This window comes from Rhodococcus sp. CH91 (assembly GCF_022554085.1).
Lineage (GTDB): Bacteria > Actinomycetota > Actinomycetes > Mycobacteriales > Mycobacteriaceae > Rhodococcus.
In genome coordinates this window covers 1-12,985 of sequence record NZ_JAKFYR010000024.1, presented here as the reverse complement: position 1 = coordinate 12,985, position 12,985 = coordinate 1, and the positions used below count along the sequence as shown (strand labels likewise).

At 67.0% G+C, this 12,985-nt stretch carries 13 protein-coding genes; 12 read left to right on the top strand and 1 reads right to left on the bottom strand.

The features are described from left to right. Positions 1-240: 240 nt before the first annotated feature. Entirely contained in the window at positions 241-1,008 is a 768-nt protein-coding gene (locus tag MOM01_RS22895; protein ID WP_241387745.1) for an SDR family NAD(P)-dependent oxidoreductase, read from the bottom strand. A gap of 283 nt (positions 1,009-1,291) precedes the next feature. Between MOM01_RS22895 and MOM01_RS22890 the strand changes: the two genes are divergently transcribed. From MOM01_RS22890 to MOM01_RS22835, 12 genes are all read left to right on the top strand, one after another. Continuing rightward, on the top strand, positions 1,292-2,059 hold the full coding sequence (locus MOM01_RS22890) for a DUF4437 domain-containing protein (RefSeq protein ID WP_241387744.1): 768 nt from the start codon (positions 1,292-1,294) through the stop codon (positions 2,057-2,059). Continuing rightward, a complete protein-coding gene (locus MOM01_RS22885; RefSeq protein ID WP_241387743.1) occupies positions 2,056-3,690 on the top strand; it encodes an ABC transporter substrate-binding protein in 1,635 nt (544 codons plus the stop codon). The genes MOM01_RS22890 and MOM01_RS22885 overlap by 4 nt, the downstream gene beginning before the upstream one ends. Before the next feature lie 38 nt (positions 3,691-3,728). Next, positions 3,729-4,466: a cupin domain-containing protein gene (locus MOM01_RS22880; RefSeq protein ID WP_241387742.1), complete on the top strand. Its 738-nt coding sequence runs from the start codon at positions 3,729-3,731 to the stop codon at positions 4,464-4,466. Continuing rightward, positions 4,459-5,490, top strand: coding sequence for a zinc-dependent alcohol dehydrogenase (locus tag MOM01_RS22875; RefSeq protein WP_241387741.1), 1,032 nt, complete (start codon positions 4,459-4,461; stop codon positions 5,488-5,490). The genes MOM01_RS22880 and MOM01_RS22875 overlap by 8 nt, the downstream gene beginning before the upstream one ends. Further along, the gene (locus tag MOM01_RS22870; RefSeq protein ID WP_241387740.1) at positions 5,474-6,607 is read left to right on the top strand and encodes an ABC transporter permease; all 1,134 of its coding nucleotides are present in this window, start codon (positions 5,474-5,476) and stop codon (positions 6,605-6,607) included. The genes MOM01_RS22875 and MOM01_RS22870 overlap by 17 nt, the downstream gene beginning before the upstream one ends. After that, the gene (locus MOM01_RS22865) at positions 6,604-7,434 is read left to right on the top strand and encodes an ABC transporter permease (RefSeq protein ID WP_241387739.1); all 831 of its coding nucleotides are present in this window, start codon (positions 6,604-6,606) and stop codon (positions 7,432-7,434) included. The genes MOM01_RS22870 and MOM01_RS22865 overlap by 4 nt, the downstream gene beginning before the upstream one ends. Then, a complete protein-coding gene (locus MOM01_RS22860; protein ID WP_241387738.1) occupies positions 7,427-8,341 on the top strand; it encodes an ABC transporter ATP-binding protein in 915 nt (304 codons plus the stop codon). The genes MOM01_RS22865 and MOM01_RS22860 overlap by 8 nt, the downstream gene beginning before the upstream one ends. Then, positions 8,338-9,198 carry an ABC transporter ATP-binding protein gene (locus MOM01_RS22855; protein ID WP_241387737.1) on the top strand — a complete coding sequence of 287 codons (861 nt, stop codon included), beginning with the start codon at positions 8,338-8,340 and terminating at the stop codon, positions 9,196-9,198. The genes MOM01_RS22860 and MOM01_RS22855 overlap by 4 nt, the downstream gene beginning before the upstream one ends. Further along, positions 9,195-9,947: a cupin domain-containing protein gene (locus MOM01_RS22850; protein ID WP_241387736.1), complete on the top strand. Its 753-nt coding sequence runs from the start codon at positions 9,195-9,197 to the stop codon at positions 9,945-9,947. Before MOM01_RS22855 ends, MOM01_RS22850 begins: the two co-directional genes overlap by 4 nt. Before the next feature lie 94 nt (positions 9,948-10,041). Continuing rightward, complete coding sequence (locus tag MOM01_RS22845; protein ID WP_241387735.1) at positions 10,042-10,842, top strand: IclR family transcriptional regulator; 801 nt, start codon at positions 10,042-10,044, stop codon at positions 10,840-10,842. A 71-nt stretch (positions 10,843-10,913) separates the two neighbouring features. Further along, positions 10,914-11,663, top strand: a complete 750-nt coding sequence (locus tag MOM01_RS22840) for a maleate cis-trans isomerase family protein (protein WP_241387734.1) — start codon at positions 10,914-10,916, stop codon at positions 11,661-11,663. Positions 11,664-11,691: 28 nt separating this feature from the next. Beyond that, positions 11,692-12,876: an FAD-dependent oxidoreductase gene (locus MOM01_RS22835; protein ID WP_241387733.1), complete on the top strand. Its 1,185-nt coding sequence runs from the start codon at positions 11,692-11,694 to the stop codon at positions 12,874-12,876. Positions 12,877-12,985 lie beyond the last annotated feature (109 nt).

Below are 12,985 nucleotides of genomic sequence, written 5' to 3'. Positions count from 1 at the left end.
AGCCGCACCACCATCCAGGCCGCCGCAGCCTGACACGAACGCAGCCCGGCAACACCGCCGTCACTCGACGGAGGGACGATCGACCAGGCCCCCGGCCAGCTCGAATCACGAGGAGGCTCGACTCTCTCGGCGTGGTTCGGGGCCGGGGGTCTGCCCTGCGTTGCCGGCCGCGTCGGCGGGGTCGAACCCGGATCTTCCCGTCCGGGCGGTTACGGCCCGGATGGGAAGGCCGGACGTCGTTCACACGCCGGACGTGTCCATCCCGGCCACCGTGCGGTACAGGCCGGCCGAGACGTGGAGTAGTTGTCCCGTGATGTAGCGGGCCTCCTCCGAGGCGAGGAAACGCACGGCGTTCGCGACATCGATCGATTCGACGGCCCGGCCCATCGGGGACGGAGATACCAGCCGGGCGAGGGTCGTCGGCTCCAAAGCGCTCAGCTTCTCGTTCGCGATCAGCCCCGGCACCACCGAATTGACGGTGATGCCGTGGCGACCGAATTCCAGAGCCAGAGTTCGTGTCAGTCCGTCGGTTGCCGCCTTCGACACGGCATAGTTCGCATTCCGGGAGCTGCCGGTCGCGCCGATGGAGGTGACGTTCACGATCCGGCCGAATCCCCGCTCCACCATCGAGGGGACCACGGCCTGTGCGCACCACCAGGAAGTCCGGAGGTTCGCATCGAGTGTGAACTCCAGATCGTCCGGATGCAACGACTCGAAGGTGCCTGTGCGCATGCCACCGGCGTTGTTGACGAGAATCTCCACGGGACCGAGTTCTTTTGTGGCCGTGCGTACCACGTCCAGCGCACCTTCCTGGTGATCGATCGTACCTTCGATCACACGCACCTGGGTCAGCGTTTCCAGTTCGGTCGCGAGCCGGTCTATCGACGGATTCGATTTCCGGACCTGAAGGGCCACCGACGCACCCCCTTCCGCCAGCACGTGTGCGATCACCGACCCTGTGTGTCCTCCGGCGGCAGTCACCAGGGCGACACGATTCTTCACCTGCATTCTTGTATTCCCTTCGGCAGCAAGAATTTAGAGCTACGCGAGTATGGAATCACGCATCGTCCTTCCCGTCGAACCGGTTCTCGGCGGTTGAGACGGCTGTCCCCGTATACCGAGGGACGTTATCAACATGCGATGCGAGATCGTCCCGGTTTATTAACTCCTAGGAAATCGATTCCCGGAAAACGGGGTGCAGAATCATGTTCATGCGAATCCCCATGCAAGCGAATGCTGTCCGCATGTCCCGTCATTCCGTCCGATGAAGCCCCACGTCCAGTACCGGCACGTGACCGAGTCGGTCTGGATGGATCTCGGGGCGGGCGCCCGATGCCGTGAACTCAACCGCGATGAGACCGAGGATGCGACGATCTCGCTCTTCGAGGTCTCCGCCGGATGGTCCGACGACGAAATCGGGCTGGGGCACGGTGATCTCGAGGTGTTCGTCCTCGGAGGGGAACTCGTCTTCGACGACGGTGCAGTGGGCGCGGCGGGGAGTTACCACCGCTGGTCCTCCAAGGAGGGTTCCGCTGCGGTCGTGCGATCTACGGGCCCCGCGGTGATGCTCGTCCAGCGGGTGCCGGTCGTCGTGCCGCCCCGGGGCGGGGCAGACGTCGTGATCCACACGGACCCGATCGAGTTCCCGTGGCGGGGGCACGGCCAGGGCCGGAATCGATCCGAGATGGCCGTTCTCCGTGAGGATCCCGACACGGGATCGCAGACCTACGCGCTCAGGCTTCCCTCGGGATGGGTCGGACGTGCCGGGCAGCACTTCCACACGGTGTCGGAGGAGGCGTTCATCGTCGCCGGCGACGTCGCCCTCGAGGACGAGCCGGTGTACACCTCGGGAAGTTATCTCTTCCGACCCCCTCATGTGGTGCACGGTGCTCGCGAACGCAGCGAGACCGGGTGCTTCGCGCTCACCTGGACAAATGGGCCGATAGATTTCAACTACGTGACCGTCGAAGGGTCGATGCCCGTGCCGAGCGCTATCCGACGCTCGGGCGGATGCTTCGGAATCCATTCGCACCAGATCGATTCGGAGAACCACACGTGATCGTTTCAACTCTCGTACCGGCTGTGCGCCGGCGTGCGCTCAGCTGGACCGCTGCGGCCACGGTCGTCACCTTCGCGGTGAGCGGCTGTGCGGGTGCCGGCGGTGCGACCTCCACGAACGGAGCGTCGAGCGACAACCAGCTCACCCTGTCCGTGCCGGCGGTGCCGAACACGCTCTACCCGCTGATGGAGCCGGTCGCCGCGCAGTTCGCTCACCTCCCGATGCTCAGCAGCCTGCTGCAGTACGAACCCCAGGAACGGGGCGAGTCGGTGCTCCCCGGTGTGGACCAAGTGGTTCCCGGGCTGGCGGAGTCCTACGAGCTGGTACCCGAAGGGCTGGTCCTGACGCTGCGTGACGCCATGTCGGCCGCCGGAAACCCGCTCACCGCAGAGGACGTCGTCTACACCTTCGAGCGGGCGGTCGCGGTCGAGGACTCCATCGGGAAGTTCCTCATGACCACCGGCGGCATCGACCCCGCCGAGCCGGTCACCATCATCGACGAGGACACCGTCCGGCTGAATGGTGCGGTCACGCCCTTGGTCCTGTTCGCGATCACCTACTACTATCCCGGCATCCTCGACAGCACCGCGGTGAAGGAACATGTCACGGAGGACGATCCGTGGGCGTCGGAGTGGCTGCGGACGAACAGTGCCAACTTCGGCCCGTACACGGTGGAGTCGTTCCAGCCCGGTGAACGTATCGTCTACACCGCCAACGAGAACTACTGGGAGGGCGAGCCGCCCTACGACAGTGTGGTGGTGCTCAGTGCCGGTGCCCAGTCGCCCGTCCAGCTGCTCAAGTCCGGGTCCGCCGACTTTGCAGCCCGCGTGCCGGGCAACGTCTACGACGAGATGAAGGACGTCGCCGGGTTCGACACCTACGTCTCTCCCTCGCTGAGTCAGCAGGTGGTCGTGCTCAACAAGAAGGCGATCCCGGCGCTGGCGAACGCCGACGTGCGACGGGCCATGTCCATGGCGGTCGACCGGCAGCTGCTCGCCGACACCGTGTACAGCGGCACGGCCGAGCCCTCGGAATCGGTGTTGTCGTCCAGCGTCCCTGGCGTGGACGGTGCCCCCGGTAAGTACTTCTCGTACGACCTGGAGGAGGCGAAGCGCCTCATGGCGTCGACGCCTTTCGCCGACGGCTTCGATCTGACCCTCACCGTCAGCGCCGGTTCAGCGCCGGGTGTCGACGCGAACAGTGTCGCGATCGCCCTGCAGTCCGTGTGGAAGGAGTTGGGGGTGAGGGTGCAGATCGAGAACGTCGGTAGCGCGTCGCGCTTCTCGGAAGTGCAGACGACGTCGTCGTTCGACGCCCTGCTCACCAGTGAGGCGCCGGCCGCCGCCGACATCGCTTACGCCCTGAGCCTGCTGCACACGAAGGGTGGCCCCTTCAACTACGGCTTCGACGACGAACCCCTCGTCAACGACCTGGTGGCCCAGGCGGTCGCCCAGCCTCTCGGTGAGGAGCGCACCCGACTGGGAGTCGAGGCGATTGCGGCGTGGAACGAGACGATGGGATCGATTCCGCTGGTGGACACCGGCATCGCCTATGTCGCGGCCGACGGTACCTGCGGACTCGCCACGTACCCCTATCTCGCGCCGCTCGCCTACCGTTTGTCGCCCTGCTGAACGCAGGACCGGCCCCAACGCGACGAAAGGGAACGACAGTGATTGATCGGACCGTCATCGTGCGGACCGCGGATATGGAGTGGGCACCGGTGCCCAACGCCCCCGGCTTGTTCACCAAACTGCTCCGCACACGTCCGGGAGGCGGGCGCACCGCGCTCCAGAGGATCGACACGAACGAGGGCTACATGCCGCCGACCCGTGCCCACTTCCACAACGTCTACGAAGAGATCATGTGTGTGAAGGGCGCCATGAGCTTCGACTCGGTGATGTGGCTCGAACCGGTCGACTACGTCTACCACCCTCCGCGCACGGTCCACGGCTTCATGAGCGCGCTGAAGGAGGAGGCCTGGTTCCTGTCCCGGGTGGGCGGGACGCTCGATTTCAACTACATCGACGAACCCCTCGCCCGCGAGGCGTACGCGGTCGGCCGGTATCCGGAGACGAGACCGCTCGTCTACGCACCCCAGCCGCTCGGGAGTGAACAGAGGGGCAGCGGGGTCAAGGCGGTTCCCCTGAGTGTCGACGCGGCCAGCGGTGTGGGGAGCCGGGTGGTGGAACTGCCCGCGGGCGCCGGCTACGACCTCGGGGGCCACCATGACGCGGACGTCGAGTTCTTCGTGGTGGCCGGAGCCGTGACCTACAGGGACGCCGGCCTGGAGGAGGGAACCTTCGTGTTCTCGCCCGGGCGGTCCTCGGAGACCGAGCCTATCGTCGCCGCCGCCGGAGGCGCCGTGGTGTACGTGACCTTCCTTCCGAAGGAGGACGACGATGCGTAGAGCCGTGATAACCCGCCCCGGTGTCGTCGACGTCGTGGACGTGCCCATCCCCGCCATCACCGAGAACCAGGTGCTGGTACGCGTGCTTCGGTTCTCGCCCTACGGCACCGACATCGAGATCGCCGCGGCCCGTGAGCCCCGCTATCTGCGGAACTCCTATCCCATCGGATTCGGTGTGGACTTCGCAGGGGCCGTCGAACAGGTTGGTGCCGCAGTCGAGCGCTGGTCGGTCGGCGACCGCGTGACCGCGACGGGGCTACCGGCGTGCGGGACGTGCCGGATGTGTCTGGCCGGCCGGACGAACCTGTGCCGCGGATTCATCGCCGGTGATTTCCCCCGCCAGGAGGTCGCACAGGAGTACATCGCTGTGGACGCATCGCATCTCACCCGCATTCCCCTCGGTGTGGACCTCGACGACGCGGCGATGCTGTCCGGAGTCATGACGGCGGTCAACGGCTTCGACCTCGTCCGGGCCGAGAGCGGTGAGGACTGCGTCGTGATCGGCCTGGGCGCGATGGGATTGGCGGCGGTGGCGGTCGCTGTGGCACTCGGCTGCCGTGTCATCGGAGTCGGCGTGGGAGAGGAGAACCGGCGCATGGCACGCGAACTCGGATGCCACGAGGTCATCGACGTCCCCGAACACAACTTCCCGATCCGCGACCTGGTACATGAGGTGGTGCGGGACGGCCCGTCGGTGGTCTACGAATCCACCTGCAGCGATTGGGGTGTCGCCCAGTCGTTCGAGGTGTGTGGATACGGCGGTCGCGTCGCCCTCCTGGGCGGAGGAGCGTTGCCGGTCGACGGGTGGGCGATGATCGAGCGGGAACTGACGGTCGTCGGCGTCCGCGCGGCCCCGAACAAGGAGAAGTCGCTGCACCTGCTGGAGCAGGCTTCCGTCGATCTGAAACCCACTATCGCGCGGCGGATCACGCTCGAGGATCTCCCTGGGGTCTTCGACGGATGGATCAATCGGACCCCGGATCGGGTGAGAGGGAGGGTGATGGTGGATGTCTCAAACGGTTGATCGAACTGCTCTGCCCACGTCCCCGGTGCCGGAGGTCCCGGACGCGACCCCGGCGTCCCCTCCCAGCGGTCCCTCCGGGCTCCGTGCGTGGCAGCGTCTGCCCTGGGGGGCGCGCTACTTCCTCGGACGTCTCGCTCTCGTGCCGGTGACCCTGTTCGCGCTGTGCACTCTGGCCTTCGGTCTGGTCAATCTGATCCCGAGCAATCCCGCCGGCGTCCTTCTCGGCGACTTCGCGACACCCGAGGAGATCGCCCGGGTCAACGCGGAACTCGGCCTCGATCAGAGCCTCTGGGCCCGTTACGTGGAGTTCCTGAAGGCGCTGGCAAGCGGCTCCCTGGGAGAGTCCTACTTCACCGGCGAGTCCGTCACGGCCGCACTCGGTGCCCGTGTGGCGTCGACACTGGAACTCGTCGTCGGCGCCTGGATCGTCGCCCTCGTGCTCGGTACCGCCCTCGGTGTGGCCATGGCGTACTGGAGGTCGCCGGTCGGACGATCGTCGATCAGCACCGGTGTCGCACTGATCCAGGCGATCCCGGACTTCGTCCTGGGCATTCTGGGGAGCCTCGTCTTCTTCTACTTCCTCGGCGCGTTGCCGCTCCCGCTGGGGCAGCTCCCGATGACGGCGGCGTCACCTTCGCCCATCACCGGCGCAGCCTTCCTGGATGCCGTGCTCATCGGCGACTGGAGCACGGCAGGTGCGGCCGCACAGCAGATGATCCTGCCGATCGCGGCGCTCGGGATCTCCGGCAGCGTCGTGTTCGCCCGCGTGGTGTACGCGGCGGCATCCGAGGTCTTCGCGTCGTCGCATACCGCGTTCGCCCGTGCCCGTGGGCTCAGTGAACCGACCGTCGTCCGCCTCGCCGTGCGTGCCTCGCTCCTGCCCGCAGTTGCGGCGAGCGGCATCGTCGTAGGAGGTCTGATCGGCGGCAGCGCGGTGGTCGAGGTCGTCTTCAACTGGCAGGGACTAGGCCAGTGGGGCGCCGAGGGCGCGCTCGAGGCCGACATTCCGGTGCTCGAGGGCTACATCATCGCCGGCGCGGGCTTGGCACTGCTCGCGTACATCGCCGCCGACATGTCCATGTACTGGCTCGATCCGAGAGTGCGGGTGAAGAGATGAAACGTCCCGACTGGAGTGTCGTCGTCGCCCTCGTCGTGGTGGCCGGCCTCCTGCTGGCCGGCTTCGGCCCCCTGCCCTTCGACCCGCGGGAACCACACCTCGAGGCGATCCTGACGGGTCCCGGCCCCACCCACTGGTTCGGAACGGACCGCAGCGGCCTCGATGTGTTCTCCGTGACACTCGCTGCGACCGCGGAAATCCTGCCGATTGCGCTGGCGGGAACGCTGGTCGGCGGAGTGCTCGGCGTCGTCCTCGGCGCCCTGGCGGCCTCGGTCCTGTCGAGCGGGGCGTCGGGTGCGTCCGGCCGTGGCGAATGGCTCCTTCGCCTGCTCGACATGATGCAGGCGCTGCCCGTCGCCGTCCTGATGATCATCGTGGTCGGTATCGGGGGGCGGGGCACCAACGTGGCCGGGGTGATCGCCGCCCTCGCGCTGGTCAACATCCCGCTGTTCGCGAAGGTCACCTATGCCCAGGCGCTGTCGGTGGTCCACGAACCGTACGTCGTCGCGGCGCGTGGGTATGGAGCCTCTCGAACACGAATAGCGTTGCGGCACATATTGCCCGGGGTTTCAGGCATCATCGCGAGCCAATTCTCGCTGTCGATCGGCAACGCGATCATCGCTCTCGCGGCACTGGGTTTTCTGGGAATCGGCATCGCGCCGCCCGACCCGAGCTGGGGCGAACTCATCCGGCAGGGATCGGAGGAAGTGGCCAGCGGGGTCTGGTGGCTGCTTGTCTTCCCGACCGCCACGATCTGCGCGCTCGTCCTGGCACTGAACGCTCTGGCACGTCGCCTCTCGAGCAGGAAGGGGATCGCTCATGCCTGAGTCCGCAGTGCTCGGCACACCGCGAGGCCGCCTCGACACACAGGCGGAGCCGGTGCTGTCCGTCTCGCACCTGAACGTCACCTATCCAGGACAGAAGCCCGGCAACAGCGCGGTGAACGACGTGTCGATCGACCTGCACCGTGGCGAGATCGTCGCCGTGGTGGGGGAGTCCGGGTCGGGTAAGTCCACCCTCGTCCGCTCCGTGATCCGGCTGCTGCCGGCCTCGGCCGACATCCGGGGAACGATCGGTGTCGTCGCACGGGACGGCAGCCGGTACGACGACCTGCTCGCGCTTCCGGACCGGACGTTGCGTCAGGTCCGCGGCCGCGTCGTCGGATTCGTCCCCCAGAGCACGTCCGGGGCGCTCAACCCGGTGATCTCGATCCGCCGCCAGTTCGAACTCACCCTGCGGTCCGAGCGGATGGGCAGGAAGGAGATCCGGGAACGGGCGATCGAAGCGTTGTTCGATGCCGGGGTCCGGGACTTCGACACCGTGTGGCAGGCCTACCCCCACGAACTGAGTGGTGGTCTCGCCCAACGGGTCGTGATCGCGCTGGCCATCTGCAAAGGACCCAGTGTCCTGCTCGCCGACGAACCCACGACCGCCCTGGACCCGATCGTCCAGGCGGACGTGCTGGCACGGCTGCGGCACACCGTGATGGAGACCCGCTCGGCGGCGCTGCTGATCACCCACGACCTCGGCGTGGCGGCACGCTACGCCGATCGCATCGTCGTGATGCTGCACGGCCGGGCCGTCGAATCCGGAGCGGTGGCCGACGTCGTCTCCGACCCGCAGCACACGTACACGCGCGAACTTCTCGCGTCCGGCATGGGGCGCGGCGCGGACCTGCTCGGGACCGGGGAACCCGCGCCCGGCGGAACCGAACCGAAGGAGACCGATCGATGACGACGATGGAACTCGACTCCGCGCCCGGCGTCGCCGAAGCGCCGAGCTGCGCGGTTTCCCTCCGGAACGTGACCAAGCGTTACCGGAAGGGCAATCGGAACGTGTTGGCGCTCGACCGGGTGGACCTGACGATCCGCGCGGGGGAGCGGCTGGCGCTCATCGGTGAGAGCGGCTCGGGAAAATCCACCATCGGCAAGCTCGTCCTGGGACAGATCCGGTCGGACGAAGGAGAGGTGGACGTCCTCGGAACCGGAACGCTCACCGGCAAGGAACACTCCCGGCAGCTGGCCCGTCGCGTGGGATTCGTGTTCCAGCAGCCGTTCGACTCGCTCGACCCGCGGATGAAGGTCGGCTCGTCTCTGGCCGAACCCCTGCGCATCCACCGGCGCGACCTGTCGAAGGCCGAGATCACCGAGCGGGTGTCGGACGGGCTCTCTGCAGTGGGACTTCCCCGCGAGTTCGTCGCCCGTTATCCGGGACAACTGAGCGGCGGTCAGGCGCAACGCGTGTGCATCGCACGGGCGCTGATGTTGCAGCCGGACCTGCTCGTGCTCGACGAGCCGACCTCGGCGCTGGACGCGACGAGTCAACGCGAGGTGCTCCGCCTCCTGTGCGATCTGCACAGCGCACGAGAGATCGCGTGGTTGTTCATCACCCATGATCTGCGCGTCGCCGAGGCGATCACCGACACGACGGCCGTCCTGCGACACGGCGTCATGGTCGAGTACGGCCCGACTGTCGACGTGCTGGGAAATCCCTCTACCGACTACGCTCGCCGGCTGATCGACGCCAGCCTCGGATCCGGTCTCCACGCCCCGGAGTTCGCTCCCGCGGTGCTCGGAGAGGTGGCGCGGTGACGACACAGGAGACGAACCGGGCGCCGGGAGACACTCGGGTGTGTTACGACGCGAACGAGGCCGAACGGGCACCCCTGCCCGGCGGTGACGGATCGTGGACGGTGCTCCGTCGATCCTCGGACGGGGCCGTGCTGTCGGCGATCGTTCACCTGGCACCCGGATTCACTCGCTCCCTCCGCATGCGTGCGGGCGAACTACCGACGATCGGCTACATCCTCGGCGGGACGATCGGGGTCAGGGAAACGGAGTGCCGCCGCGGCACGATGGTGGCGCTGCGTCCCCGCGACGACGAGGAACTCACCGTCACCAGCGACGACGGCGCAACCGTGGTGCTCATCCGCCGACCCGACGACGGCGCTTGTCCGGGGCTCGCCGACCGCGGGGAGACCGTGCTGGTGGCGACGCCCGAGGATATGCCGGTGGTCGAGTCGGTCGTGGCCGGGAAGAAGACGGGCATCACCCGCAGGGTCATGTGGGTGGATTCGACCCTCGGTGGCGACATCCGCGAGCTGACCGTACCGCCCGGATTCGTCGGAGCCGGCCGCGGCCACCATCCTTGCGGCGAGGAGATCCTCTGCCTCGGCGGCGCGATCACCGCGGACGAACGACACGAGATGAAAGAGGGTTGGTACCTGTACAACCCTGCAGGGTACGTGCACGGCGGGCACGAGTTCTCCGAACGCGGAACGACACTGCTCGAATGGCACGACGGCGCTTGGGATCTGATCCTGGCCCCGCGTGATCGGTGATCGCGGCGACAGCACCGAACCGGAAGGGCGATGCGAGGCGGCGCGATGCGAAGAGCATCGGCACACAGTTCGTAAGCGACGTGGAGGAGTGCACATGGTGACGAGGAACGTCGACATACAGAAACGACCCGAGAAGCCGTCACGCACGTCCGGGAGCGGATCCGAGAGCCACCGCCGCCGGCTGGGTGTACTGCTCGGTTTCACGGAGGAATTCCATACCCAGACGGTCCAGGAGATCGCTGCGCGCGTGGATATCCCGGTCAGCTCGGCGTACCGCTACGTCAGTCAGCTCCGGGAGGTCGGCCTGCTGGAGGAAGCCGAATTCGGCGGCTACCGTGTCTCCTTGCGGGCGGTCGAGCTCGCCCGGGCGGCGCGGGCCGGCTCCGCAGGCATCGTCGAGGTGACGCGGCCGGTGCTCGAGCGGCTGACCCGCGAACACGGCGAAACCTCGCTCCTCATCCGGCGGCTGGGCCATGCCGTCGTCGCTGTGGACATGGAGGAGACCCGATCCTCGGTGCGGCTGGCGTTCGAACGAGGGCGGCTCATGCCCCTGCACCAGGGCGCCGCGGCCCGCGTGCTGCTGGCGGCCATGAAGCCCAAGGAACGTGCCGAGTACTACGCCTCGATCTACTCCTTCAGCGCGAAACCGGATCTGCCCGGCGAGGCCGAACTTGCCGAGATCGGCGAGCAGGGCTGGGCCGAGAGCTTCGGCCAGATCGAGGAAGGTATCTGGGGGTGTGCCTCCGTCATCAGGGCGCGTCGCCAGGTCGTTGCCGCGCTGAGCATGGCCGGACCCATCTATCGACTGGACGCGGCCCGACGCGACCAGGTGAAGGCTGCGGTGAAAGAGGCCGCGGACGAGATCAACGCACACCTGGCGCGTATCGAGTTCTGAAGGATCGGGCCGGGAACATCCCGCCGCACGATCACTCGAAACACTTTCTGCACACGAATCTAGGGGTATCAATGGGATTGGATGTCACCGGCTACCGAGCGAAGATCGGAGTGGTGGTCCCTTCGACGAACACCGTCGTCGAACACGATTGCGCCCTGTTGGCGCCGCACGGCGTGACCTTCCATGTAGGCCGGTCGTACGTGGAGCACCCTGTGATGGACGACCACGAGACGTTCATGGGGCTCCAGAAGCAGATCAACGACTCGACCACCGTGGCCCTGCGCGATGTGATGACGACCGAACCCACCCACATCATGATGGGCATGTCGGCCCCCACCTTCTGCAACGGTGTGGCCGGGAACGAGGAGTTCCGTCATCGGGTCACCGAGCAGGTGGGAGGCCTTCCGGTCACGACGGGTGCCTCCGCCTGCCGTGCCGCGCTCGACGCACTCGAGGTCCGAAGGATCGCGGTGTTCTCGCCCTACCAGCCGGTCGCCGACGGATGGGTCGACCAGTACTTCGGGGAGGCGGGATTCGACGTCCTCCATGTGACGGGTCTGCGCATCCCTTCGGCCACGGCGATCGCCGAGGTGGGGCCGGAACAGATCGTCGACGTGCTCCGGCGGATCGACGGACCGGAGGTCGAAGCGATTGTCCAAGTGGGAACAAACCTCTCGATGATCCGCGTCGCGGATCAGGCCGAGCATTGGCTCGGCAAGCCGGTGATCGCGATCAATGCGGCCGCCATCTGGCACACGTTGCGCACGGCGGGGTTCGACGACACCTGGGGTGACGCCGGGACGTTGCTGCGGCACCACTGACGGATATCTGTAGAAGGAGCTCGACAGAATGATGCAGGATACGAATCCGGCCGTACTCGACGCCGACGTCATCGTGGTGGGGGGTGGCCCGGTCGGGACTACCACCGCGCTCAAGCTGGCCAGCGGAGGGACGCGCGTGATCGTGCTGGAGGCACGGGAAGCGAACCTTCTGGAGGGACGCGCCACCACCTTCCATCCACCGACGTTGGAGATGCTCGAATCCATCGGCCTCACAGATGAACTCGTGCGGCGCGGCCTCAGGGCGCCCCACTACCAGTTCCGCGACGCGAAACTGGGCAAGATCGTCGAACTCGATTTCGGCGTCCTGCACGAGGACACGCGTTACCCGTACCGGCTGCAACTCGAGCAGAGCCACCTCACGCAGCTCGCCGTCGAAGCGCTGGAAACGCATCCACTCGCCGATTTCCGGACCGGGTCCCGTGTGGAGTCCGTGACGCAGCTGTCCGGCAGCGTCGAGGTGCACGTCGACGGTGGCGAGATCCTCCGGGCACGCTACGTCGTCGCGGCCGATGGCATGCGCAGCGTGGTGCGGACCGGTCTGGGGCTCGACTTCAGCGGACATACCTACCCGGAGAGATATCTGGTGCTCTCGACGAACCTGCCCCTGCACGAGATCCTGGACGATCTTGCTGCGGTCAATTACGTCGCGGACCCGGAGTCCTGGCACGTGCTCCTCCGTAACCCGGCGGGATGGCGGATCCTCTTCCCGGCTCCGCCCAGCGCAGGAACCGACGCGGAGGTGCTCGGCGACCACTACGTCCGCCGTGAACTCCGGCGCGTCCTGCCGGAGGCCGACCTGCCCGACCTCGAGCGCGTGACGCTGTACGAGGTTCACCGCAAGGTCGCCGAACGGTTCCGGGTGGGGGACATCTTCCTGGTGGGCGACGCCGCGCACGTCAACAACCCACTCGGGGGCATGGGCATGAACAGTGGCATCCATGACGGCATGCTGCTGGCCGAGGTCTTGCTCGCCGGAGCCGACTCCCACGCGTTGGACCGGTGGGCAGACAGCAGGCGGGCGGTCGCGCTCGAATTCGTCGGTGAGGAGACCGAGGGTAACTGGGAGGCACTCCGCGAAGACGACGAGGAACGCCGGGCGCAGAAGCGGGAGGAATGGCGCGCGCTCGAAGCGGACCAGACGGCCCAGCGGGAGTTCCTATTGCGCTCGTCCATGCTGGCCAGCCTGAAGTAGAAGAGGTTCCCCGAGCCGTGGGCTGCCATTGCGGCCCGCGGCTCGGCATCGTTTCGTGCTCGGCCGCACTGATCGTTAACGTCGGCAACAGTGTTGTTACCGGTGGGCG